This window comes from Streptomyces cylindrosporus, assembly GCF_022698165.1.
GTDB classification, from domain to species: Bacteria; Actinomycetota; Actinomycetes; order Streptomycetales; family Streptomycetaceae; genus Streptomyces; species Streptomyces cylindrosporus.
In genome coordinates this window covers 456,043-482,266 of record NZ_JALDAY010000008.1, presented here as the reverse complement: position 1 = coordinate 482,266, position 26,224 = coordinate 456,043, and the positions used below count along the sequence as shown (strand labels likewise).

At 73.4% G+C, this 26,224-nt stretch carries 19 protein-coding genes; 8 read left to right on the top strand and 11 right to left on the bottom strand.

From position 1 onward, the window contains the following. Nucleotides 1–146: 146 nt before the first annotated feature. Together MQP27_RS27860 and MQP27_RS27855 are read left to right on the top strand one after the other, a co-directional pair. Nucleotides 147–1,436, top strand: coding sequence for a sensor histidine kinase (locus MQP27_RS27860; RefSeq protein WP_242768651.1), 1,290 nt, complete (start codon nucleotides 147–149; stop codon nucleotides 1,434–1,436). A gap of 1 nt (nucleotide 1,437) precedes the next feature. Beyond that, entirely contained in the window at nucleotides 1,438–2,097 is a 660-nt protein-coding gene (locus tag MQP27_RS27855; protein ID WP_242768650.1) for a response regulator transcription factor, read from the top strand. Between the two features lie 23 nt (nucleotides 2,098–2,120). Here MQP27_RS27855 and MQP27_RS27850 read toward each other — a convergent pair whose 3' ends face one another. Next, nucleotides 2,121–3,020, bottom strand: coding sequence for a CU044_5270 family protein (locus MQP27_RS27850; protein ID WP_242768649.1), 900 nt, complete (start codon nucleotides 3,018–3,020; stop codon nucleotides 2,121–2,123). After that, complete coding sequence (locus MQP27_RS27845; protein WP_242768648.1) at nucleotides 3,017–3,655, bottom strand: RNA polymerase sigma factor; 639 nt, start codon at nucleotides 3,653–3,655, stop codon at nucleotides 3,017–3,019. Before MQP27_RS27845 ends, MQP27_RS27850 begins: the two co-directional genes overlap by 4 nt. A 153-nt stretch (nucleotides 3,656–3,808) precedes the next feature. Between MQP27_RS27845 and MQP27_RS27840 the strand changes: the two genes are divergently transcribed. Continuing rightward, the gene (locus tag MQP27_RS27840) at nucleotides 3,809–5,938 is read left to right on the top strand and encodes a serine/threonine-protein kinase (protein ID WP_242768647.1); all 2,130 of its coding nucleotides are present in this window, start codon (nucleotides 3,809–3,811) and stop codon (nucleotides 5,936–5,938) included. 134 nt (nucleotides 5,939–6,072) lie between these two features. Then, nucleotides 6,073–7,119, top strand: coding sequence for a PucR family transcriptional regulator (locus tag MQP27_RS27835; protein WP_242768646.1), 1,047 nt, complete (start codon nucleotides 6,073–6,075; stop codon nucleotides 7,117–7,119). On the opposite strand, the gene MQP27_RS27830 is transcribed toward MQP27_RS27835, so the two are convergent. The 6 genes from MQP27_RS27830 to MQP27_RS27805 all read right to left on the bottom strand — a co-directional run bounded on the left by MQP27_RS27830 (nucleotide 7,095) and on the right by MQP27_RS27805 (nucleotide 18,213). Further along, nucleotides 7,095–11,777: a DNA repair ATPase gene (locus MQP27_RS27830; protein WP_242768645.1), complete on the bottom strand. Its 4,683-nt coding sequence runs from the start codon at nucleotides 11,775–11,777 to the stop codon at nucleotides 7,095–7,097. The two genes, MQP27_RS27835 and MQP27_RS27830, sit on opposite strands and share 25 nt — an antisense overlap. An 81-nt stretch (nucleotides 11,778–11,858) precedes the next feature. Next, the gene (locus tag MQP27_RS27825; RefSeq protein ID WP_242768644.1) at nucleotides 11,859–13,871 is read right to left on the bottom strand and encodes an SPFH domain-containing protein; all 2,013 of its coding nucleotides are present in this window, start codon (nucleotides 13,869–13,871) and stop codon (nucleotides 11,859–11,861) included. A 90-nt stretch (nucleotides 13,872–13,961) separates the two neighbouring features. Then, entirely contained in the window at nucleotides 13,962–14,459 is a 498-nt protein-coding gene (locus tag MQP27_RS27820) for a hypothetical protein (RefSeq protein WP_242768787.1), read from the bottom strand. A gap of 659 nt (nucleotides 14,460–15,118) precedes the next feature. Beyond that, nucleotides 15,119–16,135, bottom strand: coding sequence for a TAXI family TRAP transporter solute-binding subunit (locus MQP27_RS27815; protein ID WP_242768643.1), 1,017 nt, complete (start codon nucleotides 16,133–16,135; stop codon nucleotides 15,119–15,121). Beyond that, nucleotides 16,132–17,538, bottom strand: coding sequence for a sensor histidine kinase (locus tag MQP27_RS27810; protein ID WP_242768642.1), 1,407 nt, complete (start codon nucleotides 17,536–17,538; stop codon nucleotides 16,132–16,134). Before MQP27_RS27810 ends, MQP27_RS27815 begins: the two co-directional genes overlap by 4 nt. 9 nt (nucleotides 17,539–17,547) lie before the next feature. Continuing rightward, complete coding sequence (locus tag MQP27_RS27805; protein WP_242768641.1) at nucleotides 17,548–18,213, bottom strand: response regulator transcription factor; 666 nt, start codon at nucleotides 18,211–18,213, stop codon at nucleotides 17,548–17,550. Between the two features lie 212 nt (nucleotides 18,214–18,425). Between MQP27_RS27805 and MQP27_RS27800 the strand changes: the two genes are divergently transcribed. The 3 genes from MQP27_RS27800 (at nucleotide 18,426) to MQP27_RS27790 (ending at nucleotide 22,049) form a co-directional block, all read left to right on the top strand. Continuing rightward, on the top strand, nucleotides 18,426–19,721 hold the full coding sequence (locus MQP27_RS27800; RefSeq protein WP_242768786.1) for an MFS transporter: 1,296 nt from the start codon (nucleotides 18,426–18,428) through the stop codon (nucleotides 19,719–19,721). Between the two features lie 173 nt (nucleotides 19,722–19,894). Next, nucleotides 19,895–20,665 carry a polysaccharide deacetylase family protein gene (locus MQP27_RS27795; protein ID WP_242768640.1) on the top strand — a complete coding sequence of 257 codons (771 nt, stop codon included), beginning with the start codon at nucleotides 19,895–19,897 and terminating at the stop codon, nucleotides 20,663–20,665. Nucleotides 20,666–20,762: 97 nt separating this feature from the next. Beyond that, on the top strand, nucleotides 20,763–22,049 hold the full coding sequence (locus MQP27_RS27790; protein ID WP_242768639.1) for a helix-turn-helix domain-containing protein: 1,287 nt from the start codon (nucleotides 20,763–20,765) through the stop codon (nucleotides 22,047–22,049). A gap of 7 nt (nucleotides 22,050–22,056) precedes the next feature. On the opposite strand, the gene MQP27_RS27785 is transcribed toward MQP27_RS27790, so the two are convergent. Together MQP27_RS27785 and MQP27_RS27780 are read right to left on the bottom strand one after the other, a co-directional pair. Further along, complete coding sequence (locus MQP27_RS27785; protein ID WP_242768638.1) at nucleotides 22,057–22,665, bottom strand: hypothetical protein; 609 nt, start codon at nucleotides 22,663–22,665, stop codon at nucleotides 22,057–22,059. 33 nt (nucleotides 22,666–22,698) lie between these two features. Then, nucleotides 22,699–23,349 (bottom strand): hypothetical protein, encoded by a 651-nt coding sequence (locus MQP27_RS27780; protein WP_242768637.1) that lies wholly within the window; start codon nucleotides 23,347–23,349, stop codon nucleotides 22,699–22,701. A 193-nt stretch (nucleotides 23,350–23,542) separates the two neighbouring features. On the opposite strand from MQP27_RS27780, the gene MQP27_RS27775 reads away from it, so the two are divergent. Beyond that, the gene (locus tag MQP27_RS27775; protein ID WP_242768636.1) at nucleotides 23,543–24,895 is read left to right on the top strand and encodes a S53 family peptidase; all 1,353 of its coding nucleotides are present in this window, start codon (nucleotides 23,543–23,545) and stop codon (nucleotides 24,893–24,895) included. Nucleotides 24,896–24,952: 57 nt separating this feature from the next. Here the strand turns inward: MQP27_RS27775 and MQP27_RS27770 are convergent, their stop codons facing one another. After that, nucleotides 24,953–26,149, bottom strand: coding sequence for an NAD(P)/FAD-dependent oxidoreductase (locus tag MQP27_RS27770; RefSeq protein WP_242768635.1), 1,197 nt, complete (start codon nucleotides 26,147–26,149; stop codon nucleotides 24,953–24,955). Nucleotides 26,150–26,224 lie beyond the last annotated feature (75 nt).

Sequence of the window (26,224 nt, the reverse complement as noted above, 5' to 3'; positions counted from 1 at the left end):
TCACCGACGCTATGGATCAGCACCCCTCCCGGCCGATCCCGCAGCCCGCCCGGTTCGAGGTACAGCAGGCTGTACTTCCGGGGCCCGGAGCTGACGGCCAACCGGCGTGCGGCATAAGGTCCTTGGCGACGAAGGGAGGGCGACTCATGACCCTTCAGCGGACGGCCCTTCAGCGGAACGCCGAGGACGGCGGCCGGGACACGGGCCTCAAGGAGACGGTCGTACGGACCCTGCGTGCCGCCGGCGCCGCGCTGGGCGAGCTCGCCTCCGGGCTCGGCACCGCGTTCCTCGCCCTGCTCGTGCTGCTCTGGCTCGCCGTCACCGCCGTGACCGGCGCGGTCGGCGTGGGACTGCTCATGGCGCCCGCGTTTCTGCGCGCGCTGCACGCCCTGGCCGGCCGGGAACGCCGCCGGCTCGGCCGCCGCGGGCCCGAGGTCGTCGCCCCCGAGCCCCCGCCGACGCGGCTGCGGGCCGCCCTCGTCGACCCGACCACCCGGCGGGAACTGCGCTGGCTGGTCCGGCACGCCACCCTGGGACTCCTGCTGGGCCTGCTCGGCGTCATCCTCCCGGTCTCGGCCGTGCGCGACAGCGCGTTCCCGCTGTACTGGAAGTTCGCGCCCACGAACACGACCGCCACCTCGGTGGGGGTCGGCACCGCGCACTCCTGGCCGGACGCGCTCGCCGTGGCCCTGCTGGGCGTCGGCTGGATCCTCATCGTCCTCGGGCTCGGCCCGGGCATGGCCAGGCTGCAGGCCCGGCCGGGACGTGAACTCCTCGCGGCCGGACCGGAGACGGATCTGTCCCTCCGTATCGCCGAACTCACCGCCACCCGCGCCGCCGCCCTCGACGCCCACGCCACCGAACTGCGGCGCATCGAGCGCTCGTTGCACGACGGCACGCAGAACCGGGTCGTCTCCGTCACCGTGCTGCTCGGCGCCGCCCGCCGCATGGTCGCCCGCGACCCCGCCCGCGCCGACGAGATCCTGGAGCGCGCCCAGTCCGCCGCCGAACAGGCCCTCGCTGAGCTGCGCACGGTCGCCCGGAGTATCCTGCCGCCGGTGCTCGCCGACCGCGGACTCGCCGGGGCGCTCTCCGGACTCGCCGCGAACAGCGCGGTGCCGTGCCGTATCGACGTCGACGTGCCCGAACGCTGCGCCGCGTCCGTCGAGGCGACCGCCTACTTCGTGGTCGCCGAGGCCCTCACCAACATCGCCAAGCACAGCGGCGCACGGCAGGCGACCGTCACGGCCCGCAGCCGCGGCGGCCGTCTGCTCCTCGAAGTCGAGGACGACGGACGCGGCGGGGCCGACGAGGACGGCGGCTCCGGCCTCACCGGCATCCGCCGCCGCGTCGCCGCACTCGACGGCACCCTCGCCGTGGCCAGCCCGCCCGGCGGCCCCACGACTTTGAAGGTGGACCTGCCCTGTGGAGCGTGACATGCGCATCGTGATAGCCGAGGACGACCCGCTGCTGCGCGAGGGGCTCGCCCTGCTGCTGCGCGCCGAGTCCCTCGACGTGGTGGCCACGGCGGGCACCCCCGACGAGGCGCTGGCCGCCATCGACGCGCACGGGCCGGACGTCGCCATCCTCGACGTACGGATGCCGCCGACGCACACCGACGAGGGGATCGTCGCCGCGGTCGAGGCCCGGCGCCGGCGGCCCGGTCTGGCCGTGCTGGTCCTGTCCGCGTACGTCGAGCAGAGCTTCGCCACCGAGCTGCTCGGCGGAGGTGTGGGCGGTCTCGGCTATCTGCTCAAGGAACGGGTCGGCCGGGTCGAGGAGTTCCTGGACGCCCTGCACCGGGTGGCGTCCGGCGGCACCGCCATCGACCCGGAGGTCGTCGCGCAGCTGTTCACCCGCTCCCGCCAGGACACCCGGCTGGACCGGCTCAGCCCGCGGGAACGGGACGTACTCGCCCTGATGGCCGAGGGGTTGGGCAACTCCGCGATCGCCGGACGGCTCGTGGTCACCGAGGGCGCCGTCCACAAGCACATCCGCAGCATCTTCGCCAAGCTCGACCTGTCCCCGACGGACCAGGTGGACCGCCGGGTGGCCGCGGTCCTGCGCTATCTGGAGGACCTGCGCCGTCTGACGTGAACACCGTCGCGTGTACGGGCTGTTCAGTCGTCCGGGGCCTCGGGGGTCTCGCCCGCCTTGTCGGCGACGCCCACGTCGAGCAGCGCCTCCGTGCCCGAGCCCAGATAGGCGAGGGACTCCTTGTCGAACACCCACACCTCCCGCTCCTCGCGGCCCCGGAAGGCCAGCCCGATGCCCGAACGGCCCGCGTAGTCCTTGGCGTTCGCGACGACCGAGACGCCCGGGACCTTCGCCGCGGCCCGGTAGAGCGCGGCGTCCAGCTCGGGCAGGAGACCGGCCTCGGCGAGCATGTCGCCGATCCGCTCCAGCGCCTGGCCCCTGTCGTCCTTCGTGTCGTCGTAGATCTTCCGCAGTAGCGCGTCCGGGTCGGTGGGCAGGGCCTCCAGCTCACGGAAGGTGGTGACGTTCGGGTCGGGGCTGAGCCGCATGTCGTGCGTGCCCTTGGAGTACGAGGAGAAGGGGTCGCGCGGGCGGAACGGCGGGCCGTTCAGCACGGTGATCCGGCGCAGTCCCGGGCGCTTGCCGTCCACGGCAGTCCAGCTGGACTCCCGCAGGGTCCGCACGTCCTTGTCGGAGAACTTCATGAAGCCCTGGGTGCGGACGTAGAGGTACTGGTCGTCGCGGACGGCCACGGCCTTCCTGGTGGCGGCGACCGCCGCGATGCGGTTGAGGAGGTCGACGGCCCGCGGGTCGGTGGCGGGGGTCCCGGTGCGGCCGACACCGACGACGACCGCGGCCGCGACGACGGCGGTGGCGACGGGTACGGCGATCAGGGCGAACCGGCGGCGCGGGGTCGCCCTTCGCGTGACGGTGAGTTCCCGCAGCAGGTGGGTCTTCAGCAGGTCGTGGCGGTCGTCGGTCAGGACCGGTTCGCCCGGACTCGGCAGCAGCAGGGCCGGCTCTTCGCGCTCTTCGGGGTTCATCGGTTCCTCTCCTGTGTCGACCCGACCGTGTCGCGGCGGCCGCCGCGGGCCGCCAGCTCCGCCTCCGACAGGCGCCGCAGCCGCTGTCTCGCCCGGGCGAGCCGGGACCGTACGGTGCTCGCCGGTACGCCGAGCGCCTCGCCCGCGGCCTCGTAACTCAGGCCGGACCACACGCACAGGGCGAACACCTCGCGTTCGGGGCCGGGGAGCCGGCCGAGCGCGGTGCGGGCCGCGGCGAGCCGTTCGGCGTCCTCCAGGCGGCCGACGAGCGCGTCCGCGAAGTCGGGCACCGTGTCGCGGTCGGCGGGGCGCTCGGGGAGCCGGGCGAGCGCGGCGCTGTGCCGACGGGCGGCCCGGCGGGTGTTGCGCAGGACGTTGGTGGCGATGCCGTAGAGCCAGGGCCGCAGGCCCTCGCCCTCGGGCAACCCGGGGTCCGCCGCCGCGCCCTCGGGCCGCAGCTTCTCCCGCAGCCGCCAGGCCTCCAGGAATGTGAGGGACACCACGTCCTCCGCGGCTCCCGCGTCCCCGGTCAGCCGGGCGGCATGGCCGTACACGGCCCGGGCATGCGCGTCGAACAGCTCGGCGAAGGCTTCCGGGTCACCGGCCCGTATCCGTTCACGCAGGGAAAGTTCCACGACTGACCCTGTCCGCCCGCCGCTCCTCGTCCCTATGACGACGGTCACATTAGTGGGTCTCGTGTGCACGGCTGGGGCGCGCCCGGCGGGTTCAGGTGGACGACCTACCCTGATCCCCGTGACGCAGGCAGGCGCTGGGAAGGAGGATCCGCGATGACGCCCCTGAGTACCGGAGACCCGGAGTCCATAGGCGGGTACACCCTGCTCGGCCGGCTCGGATCGGGCGGCATGGGGGTCGTCTACCTGGGCGTCTCCGCCTCGGGCCGGCAGGTCGCGGTCAAGCTCGTGCACGGGCCGTACGCGCAGGAAGAGGAGTTCCGCACCCGCTTCCGGCAGGAGATCGCGGCCGCGCGCAAGGTGAGCGGCGCCTTCACCGCGCCGGTCCTGGACGCCGACCCGGACGCCGAACGACCGTGGATGGCGACCCTGTACGTGCCGGGCCGCAGTCTCGCCGAGGTCGTGGCGAAGGACGGCCCGTTGAGCCTGCGGCAACTGCGCGCCCTCGGGCTGGGGCTCGCCGAGGCGCTGCGCGACATCCACCGGGCGGGCCTGGTGCACCGGGACCTCAAACCGGGCAACGTGCTGATGACCGAGGACGGGCCGCGCGTCATCGACTTCGGCATATCGCGCGCCGCCGACCACCAGCACCTCACCATGACCGGGAACATGATCGGCACCCCGCCCTTCATGTCGCCGGAACAGCTGGCCTCGCCCCGTGACGTCACCCCGGCCTCGGACGTGTTCTCGCTGGGCTCGCTGCTGGTGTTCGCGGCCGTCGGGACGAGCCCCTTCGACGCGGACACCCCGTACATGACCGGCTACCAGGTGATGTACGAGCCCCCGGACCTCGACGGGGTGCCCGCGGAGCTCGTGGACGCCGTCCGGCGCTGCCTGGACAAGGACCCGGCCGCCCGCCCGGAACCCGCGGCCCTGCACCGCCTGTTCCAGGCCTTGCCGGAGTCCGACGCCGTCGCGCCCGCGAAGACCGGGACGTCCCCGAGACCCCGCCCCCGCCCCGCGCCGACCACCTCGGTGACCGGCCCCGCGGGCCGACGCCGGCCCCGGCTGCTGCTCACCGGCCTCGGCGCGGCGCTCGCCGTCACGCTGGTCGGCGTAGGAGTGGCGGCCGTCGAGTCGGCCCCCTCCCCCGCTTCCTCCTCGAAACCCACGGCGACCGCCCGCACCGCGTCGCTGCCCGACGGCTGGCGACCGTGGCGCACGGCCCTGCGCTACGACATGAAGGGCATTCCCCTCGAATACAACACCCCCGGATGCGTCGCGCAGGGAAGCACCGCCCTGTTCTGCGGCGGTACGGGCATCACGGTCGCCCGGGTCGACGCGGCCTCGGGCCACGTCGCATGGCGGGCCGGCACCCGCCCCACCGAGGTGCGGCCGATCGGCGTCCGCGACGGGCTGGTCTACGTCTACGAGGAACCGGACCAGACGAGCAGGCGCGTGGTCGCCCTCGACGCCGCCACCGGGCACCGGCGCTGGCAGCACGACATCAGCGCGAGCGAGGACGCGGTCCTGTACGACGGCGGCCTGCTGACCCTGTCCCCCGACTCCTCGTCGTTCGTCGCGTACGGCCCCGCGGGCAAGGAATTGTGGCAGGCGCCCGCACTGGACGAAATCTGCACCCCGTCGGCGCTGGGCGGCCGCCCCTACGCCCTGTGCTCGACGGGCAGCGAGCCCGGCCAGGCCCCGATCGACCTCATGAAGCTCGGCCCAGGCAGCCTCACCGAGACCGCCACCCTGCCCAAGAAGGCGCTGTCACTCGGCACCGTCGACGGGCAGCCCCTGTTCCTCGCCCCGCAGACCGCGAAGGACGTGTACGACAGCGGCTACCAACGCCCGTACAACGCCCTGCTGCGGGTGAACCTGGAGACCAACCAGGTCGAACGCACCGCGCTGGCCCGCCCGCTGACCGGCGCGGCCACCCTCGTGGACGGGGTCGTCTACTTCGTCCGGTCCGACGGAACCGTCACCGCGGTGTCGGCACACAGCGGCCGACGGCTGTGGCAGCGGACGACGGACATGGAGAGCCTGTCCGCGCCGGTGGTGTCGACGACGTACAAGCGGGTCTACTTCGCCAACCGCTTCGGCCGGCTGCTCGCGCTGGACAGCCGCACCGGAGCGGTGGTGTGGCGGACCTCCGCGCTGGCAAACCCGGGGGACCAGGCGCAGGACTCCCCGCCGCAGGTGCTGCTCGTCAAGGACGCGATCGTGGCCATGGCAGGCGACACGGTCTTCTCGCGGAGCCCGGACGACCCCGGACGGCAGTGACCGGCCCGCGCACCGGGGCCCGCCCGCGCGACCTCCCGTTCCGGCGCTGAACTGCGCGGCGTACGCTAGCGCGTCGCTGTAGTGGGGTGCGGGGGAGGAAGCGGGAGTTGACTGCTGTGGGAGCGGTCCCGGGCATGGCCGGTCCGTCCGACGACGGTGCCTGGGCGCGGCTGCTGGAGGACGTGGCGCGGAGCGGACGGCGGCTGCGGCGCGAGGAGCTGGAGGCGCTGCGCGAGTACGGCGACCGGGCCGCCGAGGCGGGACGGCCGCTGGCCGAACTGGTCGACGAGCGGCTCGCCGTGACCGGACGCGTCTGGGAGGGGCAGCCGGTCGACGCCGCGTCGATGGCGGCGCTGCGGGCGGCGGTGTCCGCGCTGGCCGCCGGGCACGGACGGGCATACCGGGAGCGGCTGCGCCAGGAGGAGGCCGGACGGCGGGAGTTCGTCGCGGACCTGCTCAGCAGCCGCAGCGACCTGGGCCGGCTGGCCGAGCACGCCGAGCGCTTCGGGATCAACCTGGCCTGCGCGCACGTCGTCGCGATCGCCGAGGGCGACGGCTACGACCTGGAGGACCCGCTGGTACGGGCGCTGGAGCGGCGGCTGCTCGGCCGGTTCGGCGAGCAGGAGATCCTCCTCGCGGTGAAGCACGGGCGGCTGGTGTGCATCGTGCCGTCCGGTCCCGGCGAGCACGCGGCAGTCAAGGCGTTCGCCGAGCTGACACAGGGCCGGCGGGTCGTGGTGGGCCGCCCGCACAGCGGCCCCGGCGGGGTCGTGCACTCCTACGAGGAGGCCCGGACGGCCTTGGAACAGGCGGCCCAACTGGGCCTGCCCGGACCGCTGTTGCACGCGGCCGACCTGCTGGTCCTGCCGGTGCTGCTGCGGGACCGGGAGGCCCTGGAGGAGCTGGTGCGCGCCGTGCTGGGCCCGCTGCGGACGGCACGCGGCGGCGCCCGCCCCCTGCTGGACACGCTGACCGCCTACGCCGACTCCCGCTACGTCGCGGCGGAGGCGGCCCGCCAACTCGGGCTGAGCGTGCGCGCGTTGGCGTACCGTCTCGCACACGTCGTACGGCTGACGGGCCTGGACCCGGACGACGCGCTCCAGCGCTACACCCTGGAGACGGCGGTGTTCGGGGCGCGGCTGCTGGGGTGGCCGGATCAGGAGGAGCCCGCGGTGCGGTAGGGGGCGCACAACTCCCTCCAGCGGGCGTCCTGTTCAGGGGTGGCCCGGCCCCGGATCCGGGCGAGTCTCAGCACGTTGGCCTCGGCCGCGCTGCCGAGGGTCCGTGCCTCGGCGAGGTAGTGGTCGTCGAGCAGGGCCTCGACTTCGGCGTCGCTCTGCACGGGGTCGATCCGGGCGGCGAGTTGCGCCATGGTCCGGTACGAGCCCTGGAGCAGGAACGGCGGTTCGAGGCGGTCGGCGTCCTCCTGGGCGGCGGAGGCGATGTAGGCGCGGTTGACGGCCAGCGCGGTCCGCTGGACGGCACGCAGCCGGGTGAGGGCGGCCAGCGCGCGGTCCAAGTCCCGTACGGGGTGGGTGAGTTGGTCGGCCTGGGCGCCCGGGTCGCCGTCGGCGAGGGCGACCAGGAGGCGCAGGTCGGCCGGGTCGGTGCCGGCGAGCGGGGCCAGGACGGGGTTGACGGCGAGGGCGTTCTCCAGGAAGGAGAGCGCGAACAGGTCCTCGTGGCCGCCGAGCACCTCGCCCAGGTTCCAGACGTCGGCGCGGTTGGCGAGCATGTCGGGGATCCGGAAGCGCCGCCCGTTCGCGGTGTACGGGTTGCCCGCGAGGCAGACGGCGAAGCGGCGACCGCGCAGGTCGAAGCTGCGGGCGACGCCGTCGCTGACGGCCTCGACGCGGCGCTGTGCGTCGCACAACGGGATGAACTTCTGGAGGAGTTCGGCGCAGACGTGCTGGATGTCGTCCAGGTACAGCAGGACGTTGCTGCCGGCCTCCAGCGCGAACACGATCTTCTCGACCTCTCGCCGGGCCGCCGCGTCGGGGGCGCGGTCGGGGTCGAGGGAGGTGGTGCCGGTGCCGAGCGCGGGGCCGTCGACGCGGACCATGAGCAGGCCGAGCCGGTCGGCGACGTACTCCAGGAGGGTCGTCTTGCCGTAGCCGGGCGGCGACAGGAGCAGCAGCAGGCCGCTGCGGTCGGCCGGGCCGGTGGGGTCGAGGGTGCCGAGCTGCTTGGCCAGGTTGTCGCCGACGAGGGGGAGACAGACCTGGTCGATGAGCTGGTTGCGGACGAAGCCGGCGAGCGGCCGGGGCCGGTGGTCGTCCAGGCGCAGCCGGGCCCGCTCGGCGGCCAGGACGTCGGCGCGCCGCCGCTGGAAGGCACGGAAGGCTGGGGCGCGCTCTTCCCGGAACGCCCTTGCCTGGTACGGAAGTTCGTCGATACGCACGGTCAACCGGCCCTCGTGCACACGCGGATGGACACCGAGCAGCCCGTCGACGGTCTCCGCGACGGCCCCGGTGACCTCGTACCGCGCCAGCTCAGGAGCGCACAGATGGGCCACGGCCTCCGCCACGCCCTCGCTCACCGCGTGCGCCGCAGCGTACGACCCCAGCCAGGCAGCCGCGAGCTGGCGACGCGCGGACAGGTCGTCGCCGAGGGCATCCAGGTCCGCGGCGAGGACGGGGGCGGCCTCCGTGTACCGAAAGCCGTCGAGGAGAGTGCGTACGGCGACACCGGCGGCGAACCCCTCGTGCGGCTCGGCGAGTTCGGCCACGAGATATTCGCCCGCGCGGGGGGCGAGTGACGGGTCGGCACTGAACTCGTTGATCGCGGCGGAGAGTTCGTTCGTCAGTTCGGTCCAGGCGGGTGCGGTGCCCGTGGAGCCGAAGTGGGTGTGGGCCTGGGACAGGGAGCGGGCTCGGCGGTGCCAGGCGGAGCGCTGGTCCTCGGTCGTGCCGTGTGCCCAGAACAGCTGGGCGGTGGCGCGTACTTCGGCCGGATACTCCAGCAGCCCGGCGCCGGCCCGCAGCCGGAGCAGCGCGCCGAGGATGGCGGTGGCGTCGTGGTCGTGGACACCCCGCTCGTAGCCCTCGTCGTAGGCGCTCTCGGCGGCACGGCGGACCTGGTCGTGCAGCGGCTCCCCGTCCGTGGCCGTGGGCAGCAGCGCGGCGGCCAGGTACTCGGCGCGGTAGAGCGCGGGCGACTCGCTGACCAGGGGCTGCGTCCAGAACTCGCGCCCGGTCAGCAGCTCGGGGAGATGCGCGGACCTGCGGTATCCGGTGCCGGTGACGGCGAAGGCGAGCCCGTCGCCGTCCGGCTGGAGGGTGAGTTCCACGGGCTCGCGCCGCACGGCGAACCGGTGGCGCCCCAGCCGTACGGCGGCCCCGCCGTCCTCGGTCAGATCGGCGCGGTCGCGCAGCTCGCGCAGGCCGGTGCGGACGGCGTCGAGCAGACCGTCCTCCAGCTCCTGGGCACGCACCTGGTCGTCGAGGCCGCGCAGCTCCGCCGCGGCGGCGCGCACCCGCAACGCCATCGGGTCGGCGGCCTGCGCCGCGTGGATGTCGGCCGCCGAGCCGAGCCCGGCGAGCCTGCGGCGCAGCGCCGTCAGGGCCCGCAGCGCGGACGCGGCGACCCGCTCGGCGCGGGCGGCGGCCTCGTCCAGCAGGGTCTGGCGCCGGGCGGCGAACGCCTGCTGGATCTCCTCCCGGCGCAGGGCCAGGTCGGCGGCGAGGTCCTCGGCCTCGGCGAACCGGGCTTCCAGCGCGTCCAACCGCAGCAGCAGCCGGGCGAGTTGGTCGTCGCAGGCGGCCGGGGAGTCGGCGGCGCCCAGGGCGGCGGTCGTCGCCTGGGCGAGCAGCGCCGACTCGGCGGCGTGGGCGGCGCGGTGCTCGGCGTCCAGCAGGACCCGGCGGCGGTTCGCGAGCACGGCGCGGGCGCGGTTGACCGCCGCGAGGACCTCGCCGATGGCCAGCAGCACGGCCGTCGTCGCGCCCGGATCGGCGGTGACCGTGCCGGTGACCAGGTCGGTCACGGTGGCCAGGGCGTCCGCCTGCTCGGTGAGGCCGTCGGCGAGCCGCTCGGCCTCGGCGGCGGTGGCGACCGAGGCGGCGTCCTCGGCGGCGCGCAGCGCGGCGGCGAGCGGAGCGGCGAAGGCGTCGGGGCCGGCGAAGAACGCGAAGGCCCGCTCGGTCGCCGCCGTGAGCTCGCCGGCCAGGTCCGCGTCGAGGCGGTCGAGCGCGGCCGGATCCAGCTGGGGCAGTTCGCGCAGGGTGCGGGTACGGCCCTGGGCCCGGCGCAGCTCGGCGAGCAGCGCGGTCCAGCCGTCCGCGTCGGCGGGCGGTTCACCACGCGACCGGCGCAGCAGCCCCGCGGCCTCCTCCCGGGCCCGCTCCAGCTCCCGCGCCGCACGCGCGGCGAGCTGCCGTACCCTCCCCTGCTCGGCCGCCAACTGCTCGGCGGCCTCCCGCAGTTCGGTCAGCGGCTCCAGCAGGCCGGTGTCGGCGAGCCAGTAGTGGCGGTCCGCCGCCTTGGCACAGACGTCGAGGACCAGCTCCGGAGCGGCCGTGGCCTGGTTCTCGGGCACGGCCGCGGCCGCCGTACGCACCACGTCGAGGCACTCCGCGATCCCGCGCACCAGGTCGGCGTTGCCGATCCGCTCCAGCGGGCCGTCGCCGACGGGCTGCGCGGCGGCGTACTCGGCGGACTGGAACGGCGTCTGCCACACCTGGAGTTCATGCGTGCGCACCGGCTCCCGGTCCGGTTTCAGCAGTACGAGGGTGCCGTCGGGCAGCAGCGTGTGCGCGGCGGCGTGCAGGGCTCCGCCGGCCTCGCGGCGGACGGTGTTCCAGGGCAGCAGCAGGACCTGGGCCCGGCCGGGGCGGCGCAGGACGTAGAGGAGGTCCTCGCCGTTGGGCGCGGGGAGCACGGCGTCGAAGTGGAGGCCGTCGGAGGCGGTTTCGCCGTCGCCGTCGATGCGGAAGGCACGGTGGGTGCCGTCCGCGAGCTCGTAGCCGCCGGGGAAGATCAGGCCCTGCTCGGCGGGGAGCAGGCGGGCGCCGCGGGCGAGGGAGTCGTGGCGGCGGGCCGATCCGGTACGGGTGTTGACGACCAGGTGGCGGTCGGTGGGTTCGTTGTAGGGGCGGATGCGGAGGAGCAGGAGGGGGCCGGTCGACGCGTATGCGACCGTGGCGTCCGCGAGGCTCTGGAGTGGCTCGTCGACCGGTTCCCGGAAGAGGGGGCGGTTGCCGGGTTCGGCGTGGACGGTGAGGTGGCCTCCGGTGGTGGCGACCGAGACCTTGCCCTCGCCGGCCTCGATCAGGATCCGGCCGTCGGTGTGGTGCTCGCGGCCGGTCGTCGTCCATGCCAACTCGGTGGTGGGCGGTTGGGGGAGGTCGCGTTCGCCGTGGTTGCCGAGGTACTCGGCGCGGTCCTGGGCCAACTGCCAGCTCAAGACGCGTAGATCGCCGTCGTTCTCGCCGGTTCGGAAGACGGCGAGCAGGCGGCCCGCGGGGGTGCGCAGCAGGTCGGTCAGGCGGGCTTCGCGGAAGTAGCGGAGGAGTTCGGCGAGGTCGCGGTGGAAGCGGTCGTCGTCGAGGAGGCCGGGGACGTGGCCGGGGGCGAGGGGGGAGCCGTCGAGGGTGTGCAGGGACAGGGGGGTGGGGGCCGACGTCCCCAGGAGGAGGACGTCGGCGTTCACTGCGACGATTCCGTGGGCGATGCCCTCGGTGGGGGTGCGGGGCTTTGTGGAGCCGGTGAGCTTCAGTGGGCGTGAGCCGAATGTCTGCTGTCGGCGGGTGTTGAGATCTGCTGCTCGGCGGCCGAGTTCCGCTGCGCGGTCCGTGACTCGTGCTCGCAGGATTTGATAGGTGCCGGTTTCGACGCCCATGGTTGCTCCTCTTTTGTCTGCGGCGCCGTGGGGGCTGGTCGCGCAGTTCCCCGCGCCCCTATCGGGGCGCTCATGCCCCGCTTACTTCACAGTGCCGTTGGCAAGCTCTATCGGGTCGCCGTTCGTCTGGTTGCCCAGCAGCCTCATCAGCAGGGCCAGGTTCCAGGGGCCGCCCGCCGCCAGGCCTCGCAGCACCTCTGTGGCGTCCTCGCTGAAGCTCTTCTCCCCACTCAGCCACTCCGCGGCCAGCGCCTGTACCGTCTCCGAGCCCTGGACCGCGCCGTCGACGGACTTGCCGAAGGACACCGCGCCCACCAGGCGTTCCAGGAACACGCTGTCGCCGCCCACGATGTCGATGTCCGCGCTCTCCAGGCCCGCGGCCAGTACCGAGGCCTGGGCCTCGGCCACCGTTCGCTGGACCTCCAGCGCGGCCATCCTGACCTCCTTGTCGGCCGCCAGGCGGAGGCGGAACTCCTCGTGGGCGCGGGACACCTCGTCCAGCGCGGCCATCGCCGCCGCCTTCTCCTTGAGGCCGGCCGCCTCGCCCAGGAGTCGTTCGCGGATGCCGGCCGCGTCCGCGTTCGCCTTGCTCTCGGCGACCGCGGCCTCCGCCAGGCCGACCTTCTCGATGGCGTCCGCCTTCTCCTTCAGGCCGGCCGCCTCGCCCTCCAGCCGGGCCCGTACGCCGGCCGCCTCGGCGAGGGCCTGGCGCTCCGCCACCTCGGCCTGGGCCAGACCGGCCGCGCCGGCCATGGCGCGCTCGCCCTCCGCCCGGCGCACCTTGGCGGCGGCCTCCAACTCCGCGCTCTTCTGCCCGGCCTCGGCCAGCACCAGCTGTTCCTTCGCCCGCAGGTGCGCGGCCTGCTCGGCGGCCTCTGCCGCCTTGATGTCCTTGACCAGCTGCTCCTGCGCCTCCGCCTCGGCAGCGATGATGACCGTCTGCCGAGTGCGCTCGGCCTCCTGGACGACCCGGACCCGCTTGATCTCCTCCTCCTGCTCCGCGACCGTGCGCTCGACGGCGACCCGTTCGCGTACGACGTCGGCGACGCCCCGGCGCTCGACCTCGACCTGCTTCTCCTTCTCGGCGCGGGCGAGTTCGACCTCCCGTTCCCGGTTGACGACCTCCAGGAGGCGGTCCTTCTCGATGCGTTCACCCTCCACCGCGAGGACCCGCTCCCGGTTCTTCTCGGCGACCGCGATCTCCCGCTGCTGGTTCTCCCGCTGCACGCCGAGGAGTTCCTCGGTGCGCAGCAGCGCGCTGTGCGCCTTGAGCCGTTCCTCCTCCTGGACCTGCGCGGTGGCCGCCTCCTCCTGGGCGCGCAGGGTCTCGATGCCCTTGCGCTGCCGGATCTCCGCCTCCGCGCGCCGCCGTTCCAGCTCCAGTACGGCCTCCCGCGCGTCCACGTCCTGGCGGGTGATCTCCATCTCCTCGTTGCGCTGGAAGTCGTTGGTGCGGATGTGCTCGAGCGCGGTCAGCTCGGTGATCTTCCGGATGCCCTGGGCGTCGAGGATGTTGGACGCGTCGAGCTGCGCCAGCGGGGTCTGCTCCAGGTGGTCGATGGCCGCGTCCTCCAGGTGGTAGCCGTTGAGGTCGGTGCCGATGGCCGCGACGATCCGGTCCCTGAACTCCTCGCGCTTGGTGTAGAGGTCGGCGAAGTCGAGCTGCTTGCCGACCGTCCGCAGTGCCTCGGCGAACTTCGCGCTGAACAGGTTCTGCAGGGTCTCCTGGTGGCTGGCCCGCTCGGTGCCGATGGCCTGGGCGACCTTGACGACGTCCTCGACGGTCTTGTTGACCCGGACGAAGAAGGTGATCTGGATGTCGGCGCGGATGTTGTCCTTGCAGATCATGCCCTCCCGGCCGGTCCGGGAGATCTCGATGGTCTTCACCGAGATGTCCATGACCTCCGCGCGGTGCAGCATGGGCAGGACGAGGGCGCCGGTGAAGGTGACGTCGACGCTCTTGGGCCGGGAGACGATCAGGGCCTCGCCCTGGACCACCTTGCGGAACAGGCGGCCGAAGAGCAGCAGCGTGCCCAGGCCGATGAGCAGCAGGACGGCGACGAGCACACCGATTCCGATGGTGACGACAGACATGGCGGTTCCCTTGGAAGACCTTGCCGTGGATGAGTGAGTGAGTGCGTGGCTGACTGACCTGAGACGGACGGGACTACGGGCGGGGTGGGGTCACCCGGTGGCCGGCGGGGCGGGCATGACCCAGAAGAACTCGCCCTCGGCGTCGTAGTCGTAGATGAGTGCGGACGCCCCGGCGCGCAGTTCGCCGCCCGGTCCGGCCACGTCGTCGTGGCTCTGGCGTACCTGGATCGTCGCGGCGGAGCCGTCGACGGCGTGGACCTCGGCCTGGCCGAAGTCGGGGCCGACCCGGCCGGTGCGGATCACGCAGCCGAGGCCGACGAAGTCGCGGCGCGAGGGCGGCGGGGCGGGGGCGGGCGTCAGCCGCCGCAGCGGCCAGGCCAGCAGGCGGGCTCCCGCCCAGCCGACGGCCAGGGCGACCGGCAGCAGGACCCCGTGATCCCCACTGCCGAGCACGACTCGGCCGACCAGCGCGCCGAACCAGGCGAAGGCGACGACGAGCGACACCGCCACGGTGACGGGCACCCCGCCCAGCCCCAACACCCGCCGCACGGCGAGGCGCCCGTACCGACCCCCACCGAGCCCGCGCACGTGCCCGCCACGCCCAGCACCGGACCCGTGGCCTTGCTGTGCCGCACCGGCCCCGTGCCCGTGGCCTTGGTGGCCCTGATGCCCCACACCGGGCCCATGACCCTGCTGTGCCGCACCGGACCCGCCCCCGTGACGTTGGCCCTGATGCCCCGCACCAGGCCCATGGCCGTGATGAACGGCACCGGCGGCATGGCCGTGGCCTCCCCCGCCGGCCGCATGGCCGTGGCCTCCCCCGCCGGCCACGTGACCATGCCCTCCCCCGCCGACTCCGGCGCCGTGGTGGACCCCACCGCCTCCGGAACCACCATGCCCCCCGACCCCAGGGCCATGGTGTCCCCCGACCCCGGAGCCATGGTGTCCCCCACCCCCGGAGCCGTGGTGTCCCCCGCGCGCCCCGTGGAAGTGGGCGCCCCCGAGGAGCACCAGCAACCAGTAGGCGGCCACCACGACGAGCGCGAAGGTGAAGACCACGGTCGGATACGCCGTGACCGCCCCCAGAAAGTCCCTCACCCTGCTCGCCCGCCCCCCGGATCCCCCGAACGGCCACGCTCCGTGTGCCGCACGCGCAAGGGTGACACCGCGCCGACGGCCGCGCAGTGCATGATCCCGGAAGTCTCGACGGCCCTTTCATGTCCTGGATCAGCTCACACCGCCGGATCTCAGCCGTGCAGCGAGCGGTACGCCGCGACCGCCCCGGGATGCAGGGCGATGCTGCCGGTGCCGATCAGACTGCCGACGTCCAGGAACTGGGTGCCGACGGCGTGGGCCGGGACCAGTGCGGTGGCCCGGCGGACCAGTGTGCGGGTGAGTGCGTCGGCCACGTGGACGGGCAGGTCGGGGCGGCACAGCAGCAGGTTGGACACGCCGATCGTGGCCACACCGCCCGCCGCCCGGTACGCGCCCGCCGGCAGCCGTACCTCTGAAAGACCCGAACCGGCCAGACCGGCGCGGCCGCCGAGCCGGGGCAGCAGACCGGCCAGCGGAAGGAAGCGCAGGCCGGGCGAGTCGTCGAGGTCCGAGAGGACGGGGATGGGCACGCCGCCCACGACGAGCACGGCCTCGACGGAACCCGAACGCACCGCGCGGGCCACGGAGTCCATCTGCAGGTGCCGTACCCGGACGTCGTCCCCCGGCGTGAGCCCCGCCGCGCGCAGGATCCGCTCGCCGAGCACGGCCCCGCCCGATCCGGCCGCGCCGAGCCACACCGTGTGACCGGCGAGGTCGGACACGGCACGCACGGGCAGGTCGGAGCGCACGGCGAACTGGAGGTACGTCTCGTAGACCCGGCCGATGGCCCGCAGCGGCACCGGGGCCGGGAAGGGGTCCGTGCCCTCGGCGGCGGCCCGGGTGGTGTCGGTGAGGGCGAGCGCGAGGTCGGCGCGGCGGTCGCGCAGCAGCTCGATGTTGGCGACGCTGGCCGCGGTGGTGAGGACACGGCAGCGCAGGCGGGGGTACTCCGCTTCGAGTTCAGCGGCCAGCAGATGCCCGAACGCGGCGTGCAGCCCCTGGGGTTCACCGGTCGCCAGCCGCAGCACACCGCTCGGCGTGCCGGCACTCCGCCGCGAGGCGTCCCCCACGAGCGCCCCACCGAGCCCGACGCCGATCGCCGCACCGGCCACGGCACGCAGGGCGGTACGGCGGTCGTGGGCGCGGCGCCCCGCCGCGCGCGGGCTCATCGCCCGCCGTCCACGTCGGCGTGGACGCGGGGCAGCGTCGCCCTGACCCGGAGCCCCCGCGGCTGGACCCCCTCCAGTTCCAGCCGGCCTCCGCGGCCCGCCACCAGCTGCTCCGCGATGGCCAGACCGAGACCCGTACCGGTCGCCCCCGTCCGTCCGGCTGCGCGCCAGAACCTCGTCGTGGCCTGCGGGAGTTCCTCCGCGTCCAGGCCGGGGCCGTCGTCCGTCACCGTGAGGACCGCGAGCGGGCCTTCGGTGGTGCAGGTGAGGGTGATCTCCGCGTTCGGGCCCGCGTACTTGATGGCGTTGTCCAGCAGGATGTCCGTGATCTGGGCGAGTTCGCGGTCCGTGCAGGCGGCGGTGACCGGGGTGCCGGCCCGGGTGGTGAGCCGGGCGCCCGCGCCGCGGGCCAGCGGTTCCCACAGTTCGTGCCGACCGCGGGCGACCGCCGCCGCGTCGCAGTGGGCGTCCGATCCGTCGGTCACCGCCAGCTCGCCGGCCCGGTGCTCCGCGGCGGCGAGCGCGAGCATGTCGTCCAGCAGGGTCTCCAGCCGGTCGAGTTCGGTGGTCACGCCGGTGTACGTGCGGTCGGCGGAGGCCGGGAGATGGGCGTGCAGGGCGTCCACCCGCAGCCGGAGCGCGGCCATCGGGTTGCGCATCTGGTGGGAGGTGTCGGCGACGAGCCGCCGCTGCTGCTCCAGGGCCGCGGTGACCGTACGCGCCATGCGGTTGAATCCGGCGGCCAGTTGCCGCAGCTCGGGGGGTCCGCCGGTTCTGGTCTGCTCCGGCGGGAGCCCCGCCGCGAGCCGGCCGACCGCGCGGTCGAGGCGGCTCAGCGGGCTCACCACCCAGCGGGTGGCGGCCCGCGCGAGGACCGTGCAGGCCAGCGCCACCAGCGTGGTGCCCGCGAGGACGGCCGCCCAGCGCCAGGTGATGTCGTACGCCGCCGCCCGCACCGAGGCCCGCAGCACCACCGCCCCCGACACCTGGGTCCCCGTGCCCGCGGGCTCGGCGAACATCGCGTACCCGCGCGACCAGGCGTGCAGCGTGCCACCGGGCTCGGTGGTGGCGTTGCGCAGGGCCGCCTCGACCAGCCGGGCGACGGCCGGGTCGGCGGCCCGCATGCCGCCGGTCTGGACGACGGGGGCGCGGCGCGTGTCCGTGACGACGAGGGCCTCCCCGTACAGCTGGGTGTAGCGGCGCGCCTCGGCCCTGATCGACGAGGTGTCGCCGGTCGCCGCGGCCTGGTCCATGAGGGCGGCGAAACGGTCCAGGTCGGCGCTGCGCGCGAGCACCAGCTGCTGGGTGCGGTCGGACGCGGTGAACAGCAGCAGCGGTACGGCGAACGCGGCCACCGCGAACACGGCGAACGCCAGCAGCGCGGCCTGTACCCGGGTCCGCATGCCGTCCCCTCACTCGCCGAAGCGGTAGCCGAAGCCGCGGATCGTCGTGAGCAGTCCGGGCCTGTCCAACTTGGCCCGCAGCTGGGTGAGATGGACGTCCAGGGAGCGGGAGACGGCGTGGAAGGCGTCGCCCCACACCTCGTCGAGGAGTTGCTGCCGGCTGACCGCCGTACCCGCCCGGCCCGCCAGTACGGCGAGGACGGCGAACTCCTTGGCGGTCAGCTCGACCTCCGCCCCGCCGACCCGGACCCGGTGCGCGTCGAGGTCCACCTCCACGTCACCGACCCGTACCGCCCGCGCCGCGCGGGCCTCCGGGGCCGCCGCGGCGGCCCGCCGGGTGACGGCGTCGATACGGGCCAGCAGCTCGGCCAGCCGTACCGGCTTGACCAGGTAGTCGTCCGCCCCGAGCCGCAGCCCCCGGACGACCGAGCGCTCGTCGCCGCGCGCGGTGAGGATCACCACGGACACACCGCTGACCGCCCGCAGTGCGCGCAGCACGTCCAGGCCGTCGGTGTCGGGCAGGCCGAGGTCGAGAAGGAGCAGGTCGGCGCTGCGGTGGTAGGTGAGCACGTCCCGGCCGTGCCGCACGCGCCGGGTGAGGTGACCGTGGTCGTACAGCACCTCGACGAGCGCGGCGGCCACCCCGTCGTCGTCCTCGGCGAGCAGAATGCGCATCGCCCCAGTATCCCGCCGATTCTGTGAACGATTCTGTGAACAATCTCGCGGGAGGCTGTCGTAGCGGCATGTTAAGGAAGGGTTAGTTCTGCGTCCGGGGGTCTCGGCCCGCCGGACGCGGCCGCCGACGCTACAGCGACCCAGAGGAAGGACTCGCTGTGGCCACGACACCCACACTCCCCGCCCCCGCCCCCCGCAGCCCGTGGAAGGCGATGATCGGCGGCTCGGTCGGCAACATGATCGAGTGGTACGACTGGTTCGTCTATTCCACCTTCTCCGTCTACTTCGCCTCGGCGTTCTTCCCCGAGGGGAACTCCACCGCGCAGCTGCTGCGCACCGCGGGCATCTTCGCCGTCGGCTTCTTCATGCGCCCGGTCGGCGGCTGGCTGCTCGGCCGGATCGGCGACCGCAAGGGCCGCAAGTCGGCGCTCACCACCACCGTGACGCTGATGTCCCTGAGCGCCATACTCATCGCGATCGCGCCGACGTACGACCAGGTCGGCTACTTCGGCGCCGCGGTCCTGCTGGTCGCGCGGCTGCTTCAGGGCCTGTCGGTCGGCGGCGAGTACGCGGCCAGCGCCACCTATCTGACCGAGGCCTCGGCGCCCGGCCGGCGCGGCTTCTTCTCCAGCTTCCAGATGGTGTCGATGAAGCTCGGCCAGCTCGTCGGCCTCGCCCTCCAGATCGCCCTGCAGCACACCATGTCCGAGGCGACGCTCTCCTCCTGGGGCTGGCGCGTCCCGTTCGTCGTCGGGGCGGTCGGCGCGGCGGGCATCTTCTGGCTGCGCCGCAACCTGCTGGAGACGGAGGCGTACGAGGAGCTGGACGGGACCGGCGCGGACGGCCCGGCGCCGGACCGGCGCGGCACCCTTCGCGGACTGCTCGAATACAAGCGGGAGTTCCTGCTGATCATCGCGTTCAGCATGGGCGGCACGCTGTGCGACTACACGTACTCGACGTACATGACCAAGTACCTCTCCAACACGGCGGGCCTCAGCAAGACCGACGCGGCGCTCGTCAGCTTCGCCGCCATCGCGGTCATGATGCTGATCCAGCCGCTGGCCGGCGCGCTCTCCGACCGGGTGGGCCGGCGCCCGCTGCTGATCGCCTTCGCCGTCGGCGCGGTCCTGGGCACCGTGCCGCTCATGACGGCCCTGGGCCACGTCACGACGGCGGGCGGGGCCTTCGCGCTCATGCTGACCGGCCTGGTGATCATCACCGGCTACACCTCGATCAGCGGCGTGGTGAAGGCCGAGATGTTCCCCGCCCATGTGCGCGCCCTCGGCGTCGCGCTGCCCTACGCGATCGCCAACGCCCTGTTCGGCGGTACCGCCGAGTACGTGGCGCTGTGGTTCAAGGACGCGGGCATGGAGTCCGGCTTCTACTGGTACGTCACGGCCTGCTCGGCGGTCTCCCTGATCGTGTACGTCACCATGCGCGAGACGCGGGACGCGGTGTTCTTCCAGCCGCGGAAGGCGGGCGAGGTGCCGGAGTCGGTGGCCCGCTGAGACGCCCGGACGGCGCGTACGCGCACCTCACGCGCCCCGAGTTGTCCGCGAACTCCCCCGGAATTGTCCGTGATCGGTAACGGACGGATCCCCCGGCCGGCTTTCCTCGTCATGCCAGTTGGTCGCGAGGTGAGCGACGGAACAGTGGTGAATCAGGGGAAGGCGGGGCGGACATGGCGCGGCACGGCGGCGGGCGGGGCTGGTACGGCAAGGTGCTCGGGGCGGCGCTCGGGGTGACCATGCTGGCCACCGGTGCCTCGGTGTGGACCGCGCAGGCCGGTGCCGTGGGCAACTCCTCGCCGAAGTCCGCCGCTTCGGCCTCCCCGGCCGCCGTCAAGCCGGTCGACGTGACCATCGCGCACGCCTCGGACAAGGGCGCGCGCGGCGTCAACATCACCATCGACGACGGGCCCGACCCGACCTGGACGCCCCAGGTCCTCGACGTGCTGCGGCAGTACGGGGTGAAGGCGACCTTCTGCATGGTGGGGACGCAGGCCCAGGCCCACCCGGACCTGGTGAAGCAGGTGGTCGCGGCCGGGCACCGGCTGTGCGACCACTCGGTGTCGCACGACACCACCATGGACAAGAAGTCCGAGGCCTACCAGTCCAAGGAGATACTCGACGCCGAGCGCATGATCACCGAGGCGTCCGGGGGCGTACGGCCCATGTACTACCGGGCGCCCGGCGGCGCGTTCACCCCCTACAGCCGCAAGCTGGCCGCCTCCCGCGGCATGCGACCGCTGGGCTGGAACGTGGACTCCAAGGACTTCGAACGCCCCGGCACGGACGCCATCGTCACCACGGTCGAGCAGGAGCTCCCCAACGGCCCGACGATCCTCTTCCACGACGCGGGCGGCGACCGCTCCCAGACCGTCGAGGCCCTGCGCCAGATCCTCCCGTGGCTCAAGACCCAGGGCTACTCGTTCGGCTTCCCGGTCCGCTGAGGTCCCCGTCCGGCGCCGCGCCCCTTCCGTGTTCGGGTGGCTGTGGTGATTGGATGGCCGGAGCTTGTGGGTGAGACGCAGAGGTTGAGGGGACCGGGTGTCTGGAGCAACAGGGGCTGACGAGTCCGAGGCGTTCGCGCAGCTGTTGCGCGAGCTCAAGGACCGCTCGGGGCTGAGCTACGGCGCGCTCGCGAAACGTCTGCACATGAGTACGTCGACGCTGCACCGCTACTGCAACGGCACCGCCGTGCCGGTGGAGTACGCACCGGTCGAACGCCTCGCGCGGGTCTGCCGGGCGACCCCGCACGAGCTGGTGGAACTGCACCGGCGCTGGATCCTGGCGGACGCGGCGCGCGGACGCAGGGCGGAGGCCGACGACCCGGCCGACCTGCCCGCACCGGCCGTTGACGAGATCGAAGCCCCGGTCGCCGACGACACCCAGGTCGTCGTGGACCTCCCGAGCGCGAGCACGCCGGCACCCGCCTCCCCGCCCCGCCCGAACCGGCGCCGTACCCTCCTCATCGCCTCCGTGGCCGTCGCCGCCGTGCTGGGCGCCACCGTGTTCGCGCTCGGGGCGCCGTTCGGCGGCGAGGACGGCAAGGCGAAGCAGCGGGCGGGCGGTTCGTCGGAGACGACGGCCGGCGCCACCGGTACCGTGCGGCAGTCCGCCGACCCGTCCGCGAGCAAGAAGGGCACCGAGCCGTCCGCGTCCGAGTCGGCCTCCGCCACCGCGTCCGGCACCTCGAAGGGCGGCGGGCAGAACACCGCCCCCGCCGGTGACAGCGCCGCCGTACCACTCACCGTCGGCGTCCGGCCGTACGTCTATGACCAGCCGTGCAGCCAGGAGTTCCTGGTCGACAGCGAACCCGGGCAGGTCGGCCCGCCGGCCACCGAACCGGACGCCCCGCGCTGGGCCGCCGCCTACGGGGCCGTCTCCGCGGGCCAGCAGGAGGTCGCGCTCACCGTCCAGGGCACCGGCGCCGACACCGTCGTACTCGAAGCACTGCACGTACGCATCGTCAGCAAGGGCGCGCCGCTCGCCTGGAACGACTACCACATGGGCGACGGCTGCGGTGGCCCCGTGGAGACCAAGTCGTTCGATGTCGACCTCGACCGGGGCAGCCCCACGGTGACCGTGAAGGGCGGGCAGCGCGACTTCCCGTACAAGGTCAGCGAGTCCGACCCCGAGGTCTTCTACGTCGTCGCCCACACCGACGCGAGCGACGTCCGCTGGGACCTCAGCCTGGAGTGGTCCAGCGGCAACCGCCACGGCACGGTCCACGTCGACAACGCCGGCACGCCGTTCCGCACCTGCACCGCGAAGGGCCGTACCCACTACGTCTACCCGCTGGGCGGCAGCGAGTGGAGCAAGGTGGAGGACTGAGCCCGGCTCACCGGCGGACGGGCAGCTTCGCCGTGATGGACCGGGCCACCTCGACCAGCCCGTCGTACGCCGCGGCGGCCCCCTTCGCCGTGGTCGCCGAGGTCAGCACCCAGGTCCGGGTCCCCGCGTTCCACACCACGAACGTGAGGTGCTCGCCCGCCCGGACCTGATACGCGCTCTCCCGGAAGGCCCGCCGGCCCAGACCGCCGACGCTCTCGACCCGCACGTCGCGCATGCCGGCCGGGCCCGGGTGCGCGCGCAGGTCGTGGGCGGCGGCCAGTTCGGCCGGGTACGCGCGTGAGGCCGGGGTGAGGGACAGCGAGGCCGTGCCGTCGGCGGCGGCGTAGCCGCAGACGTCCGGGGCGCTGCCCTTGTCGGGGCCGACCCGGGTGGTGAGCCGGGCGCCGGGGACCAGCCGCTCGGCGACGCCCCGGGTCAGTACCGTGCACAGCTCGGACGGCGGCAGCGTCCGCACCGAACCGGCGGCGGGCGGGGTGCTGCCACCCGCGGCCGGGGCCGCGGAGTGGCCGGTGCCGTCGCAGGCGGCCAGCGGGCCGAGCGCCAGCACCGTGCTCGTGCCGAGGGCGGCAGCACGGAGGAAACGACGAACCGTCATGGGATCAGGCCCTGTTGCTTCCCGCCCCGCCGCTCAGGACCAGACATGGTAGGTGCCGTAGTCGCTGACCCGCAGATTCGTCGTCCAGCTGCCCCAGCGCTCGTTCGGCGACCAGGTGTACTGCCACGCCCTGCTGTTCGGGCTGGTCGGGCTCGGCAGGCAGGACTTGCCGGTGGAGTGGTAGATGCCCTGGTAGACGCCCTGCGTCCAGCGGCGCTCCACGACCTGGATCGGCTGGGCGAACTGCCCCGGCCGCAGATTGGTCGTGAACGTGTACGAGGTGGTGGTGGAGCCGTTGCGCTCGTACGACGGGGTGAGCTCGGCGAGTTCGCTCAGGGCCTTGTTGAGGGCGCCGGGGAGCTTGACCTTGAGGCCGGCCGACCACTTCCAGCCGGTCGTCTTCGACTGCTGCCAGGCGTAGGAGCAGCTCGGGACGTTCCAAGGGCACTGGAACGTGGGGCCGCGCCAGACCCAGTCCTGCCAGGTGTTGCGCGCCTGCTGCACGGAGACCGACTGTGTCTGGTGCTTGGTCGACCAGTTGCCGGCGATGTCGCTCTGCGATCCGTCCGAGTTGCCCAGGCACTCCAGGCCGCTCGCCGCGGAGGCTGAGCCCGGCGCCGCGATCACCACCAGCGGAGCCAGTGCCGTCGTCAGCAGCCCGATCCACCTGTTCCTGCTCTTCACCCTTGTCTCCTCTGCGCGTTCGGGGCGGTTGGGTCGAAACGAGACTGGCGGGCGAGGAGTTGATCGGGAACTCGTGCCATGGGCGCGATCAATCGCGGAGTAAAGGGTTCGGCATCGTCCATTCAACGGTCTTGATCTGGACATGACCCGTTCGATGGGATGCGCAGGACCACTCCGAACCACAGGGGGATCCATGCACATAGCCCGTACCGGGCGGGGCGTCGCGGCTGCCACGGCCGTCGCCGCCCTCGCGGTGACCGCACTCGCGAACGCCGCGCCCGCCGCCGTACCGCACACCCTGGCGGTACCGGCCGTCGCCGGGCACACCCTGGTCCATGGCGTGAGCAGCCCGCTCAGCAGCGAGCAGTGCCAGGCCAAGTGGCAGATCAACTGCTACAACCCGCTCCAGTACCGCACCGCGTACGACCTGAACGCCCTGTACAAGAAGGGCGTCACGGGCAAGGGCCGCACCATCGTCATCGTCGACTCGTACGGCTCCCCGACCGTGCAGCACGACCTCGACGTCTACAGCAAGCAGTTCGGCCTGCCCAGCACCAAGGTGAAGGTCGTCAAGTGGGGCCATGTGCCCGCCTTCGACCCCAAGAACGAGGACATGACCGGCTGGGCCGGCGAGACCACCCTGGACGTCGAGATGGCGCACGCGGTGGCGCCGGCGGCGAAGATCGTCGTGGTGGAGACGGCGGTGTCGGAGACCGAGGGCACCACCGGTCTGCCGGAGATGATGGACGCCGAGAAGTACCTGATCGACCGGGGCGTCGGCGACGTCATCAGCCAGAGCTTCGGCGCCACGGAGAACACCTTCCCCGGCTTCGACAAGGGCGACTTCTCCAGCATCAAGAACCTGCGGTACGCCTTCAAGGACGCCGACAAGAAGCACGTGACCGTGCTGGCGGCCTCCGGTGACGGCGGCGCGACCGACCTTCAGGCGGACGGGAAGACGTACTACAAGAAGCGCGTCAACTCCTGGCCGTCCTCGGACCCGCTGGTCACCTCCGTCGGCGGCACCCAGCTGCACCTCGACGACAAGGGCAACCGCGTCAAGCCGGACAGCGTCTACAACGACTACGGCTCCGGAGGCGGCGGCCAGTCCCACGTCTTCACCCGCCCGTCCTTCCAGAACGGCGTGAAGAGCGTGGTCGGTTCGCGGCGCGGCACGCCCGACATCTCGATGGCCGCGGCCGTCAACGGCGGCGCCTGGATCTACTCCAGCTACGACCCGACCGCCGTCGGCTGGGACGTCAGCGGCGGCACCAGCGAGGCCACCCCGCTCTTCGCGGGCATCGTCGCCCTCGCCGACCAGGCGGGCGGCCACCGGGTGGGCAACATCCAGCAGGCCCTGTACGACCTGTACTCGTACCACTCCAAGGGCACCGGCATCGTCGACGTCAAGGACGGCACGAACAACACCTACGAGGGCGTGACCGGCTACAAGGCCGTCAAGGGTTACGACCTCGCCACCGGCGTCGGCACCCTGGACGCCCTGAAGTTCGTCCCCGCCCTCGCGAAGCAGCAGCCGCGCGGCTGACGGCAGCACAGCTGATCCGGAGCGGGCGCCCTCGTCCCGAGGGCGCCCGTTCGCGTGTCAGGCCGCCGCCTCGACCGCGGACTCCGCCGGCGCCTGCCGCCGTACGGCCCGGCGCCGGGTCGGCACCCCGAGGGTCGGGTTGGCGACGCTCCAGGCCGCGCCCTTGCAGACCAGTTCCTTGTAGCGGGCGGCGAAGCGGCCGGTCAGCGCCGCGCTGACCGCGCGGTCGTCGGCGGTGACGTACTGGATGAGGCCTTCCCCGCGGCCCAGCGAGATGCACTGGTTGAAGTAGCGCAGGGGCGCGTTCGGAAGCTTTCCGCCGGTCAGCCGGGCCGCGATGGAATCGGCGGCCTGCCAGGCCATCGGGGTGCCCGAGGCGCAGGACATCCGCAGCGGCTTGTCGCCGGGGCCCATCGCCATGGCCGCGTCACCGATGGCGTACACGTCGGGGTGCGAGACCGAGCGCATGGTGCCGTCGACCACGATCCGCCCGGTGCCGGTGACCTCCAGGGTGGTGGCCTGTGCGATCGGGTGGACGGCGAAGCCGGTGGTCCACACGGTGGCCGCGGAGGGGATGGCGGTTCCGTCGGCGGTGACGACACGATCGTCTTCCACGGCCGTGACGTCGGCGTTCTCGTGCACGGTGATCCCGAGCCTCGCGAAGACCTTCCGCAGGTGGCGGCGGCCCTTGGGGGAGAGCCAGTCGCCGAGTCCGCCGCGCGCGGCGAGGGCGACGTCGAGGTCCGGGCGGGCCTCGGCGATCTCGGTCGCGGCCTCCAGGCCGGTGAGGCCGCCGCCGACCACGACCACGGCCTGCCCGGCCGTCAGCCCGGCCAGCCGCTCACGCAGCCGGAGCGCTCCGGGGCGGCTCGCGATCTGGTGCGCGTGCTCGGCGGCGCCGGGGACGCCCTGGCCGTGCCAGCCGCTGCCGAGGGCGTAGACGAGGGTGTCGTACTCCAGCACGTCCTCGGTGCCGTCCGCGTCGACGACCGTGACGTTCCGGCGGTCGGCGTCCACGGCGGTGACCCTCGCGAGCCGGAACTCCACGCCCGTCCCCGCGAACATCTCGGCGAAGGGCCGGGGCCTGAGCTGCTGGCCGGTGGCGAGCTGATGCATCCGGACGCGCTCGACGAAGTCGGGCTCGGCGTTGACCAGGGTGATGGCGACGTCCTCGCGGCGCAGCCGGCGGGCGAGACGGCCTGCGGCGATGGCGCCGGCGTATCCGGCGCCGAGGACGACGATGCGGTGCTGCATGTCCGTGCTCCTGTCATCGGGCTCTTCAGCGGGTCGCCCCTTGAACCGGGCAGCCCGCCGTTTCCTGACAGAAAC

Coding starts and splice junctions, on each gene's coding strand:
- MQP27_RS27860 (WP_242768651.1), top strand. CDS start 147: ATGACCCTTCAGCGGACGGCCCTTCAGCGGAACGCCGAGGACGGCGGC.
- MQP27_RS27855 (WP_242768650.1), top strand. CDS start 1,438: ATGCGCATCGTGATAGCCGAGGACGACCCGCTGCTGCGCGAGGGGCTC.
- MQP27_RS27850 (WP_242768649.1), bottom strand. CDS start 3,020: ATGAACCCCGAAGAGCGCGAAGAGCCGGCCCTGCTGCTGCCGAGTCCG.
- MQP27_RS27840 (WP_242768647.1), top strand. CDS start 3,809: ATGACGCCCCTGAGTACCGGAGACCCGGAGTCCATAGGCGGGTACACC.
- MQP27_RS27835 (WP_242768646.1), top strand. CDS start 6,073: ATGGCCGGTCCGTCCGACGACGGTGCCTGGGCGCGGCTGCTGGAGGAC.
- MQP27_RS27830 (WP_242768645.1), bottom strand. CDS start 11,777: ATGGGCGTCGAAACCGGCACCTATCAAATCCTGCGAGCACGAGTCACG.
- MQP27_RS27825 (WP_242768644.1), bottom strand. CDS start 13,871: ATGTCTGTCGTCACCATCGGAATCGGTGTGCTCGTCGCCGTCCTGCTG.
- MQP27_RS27815 (WP_242768643.1), bottom strand. CDS start 16,135: ATGAGCCCGCGCGCGGCGGGGCGCCGCGCCCACGACCGCCGTACCGCC.
- MQP27_RS27810 (WP_242768642.1), bottom strand. CDS start 17,538: ATGCGGACCCGGGTACAGGCCGCGCTGCTGGCGTTCGCCGTGTTCGCG.
- MQP27_RS27805 (WP_242768641.1), bottom strand. CDS start 18,213: ATGCGCATTCTGCTCGCCGAGGACGACGACGGGGTGGCCGCCGCGCTC.
- MQP27_RS27800 (WP_242768786.1), top strand. CDS start 18,426: ATGATCGGCGGCTCGGTCGGCAACATGATCGAGTGGTACGACTGGTTC.
- MQP27_RS27795 (WP_242768640.1), top strand. CDS start 19,895: ATGGCGCGGCACGGCGGCGGGCGGGGCTGGTACGGCAAGGTGCTCGGG.
- MQP27_RS27785 (WP_242768638.1), bottom strand. CDS start 22,665: ATGACGGTTCGTCGTTTCCTCCGTGCTGCCGCCCTCGGCACGAGCACG.
- MQP27_RS27775 (WP_242768636.1), top strand. CDS start 23,543: ATGCACATAGCCCGTACCGGGCGGGGCGTCGCGGCTGCCACGGCCGTC.
- MQP27_RS27770 (WP_242768635.1), bottom strand. CDS start 26,149: ATGCAGCACCGCATCGTCGTCCTCGGCGCCGGATACGCCGGCGCCATC.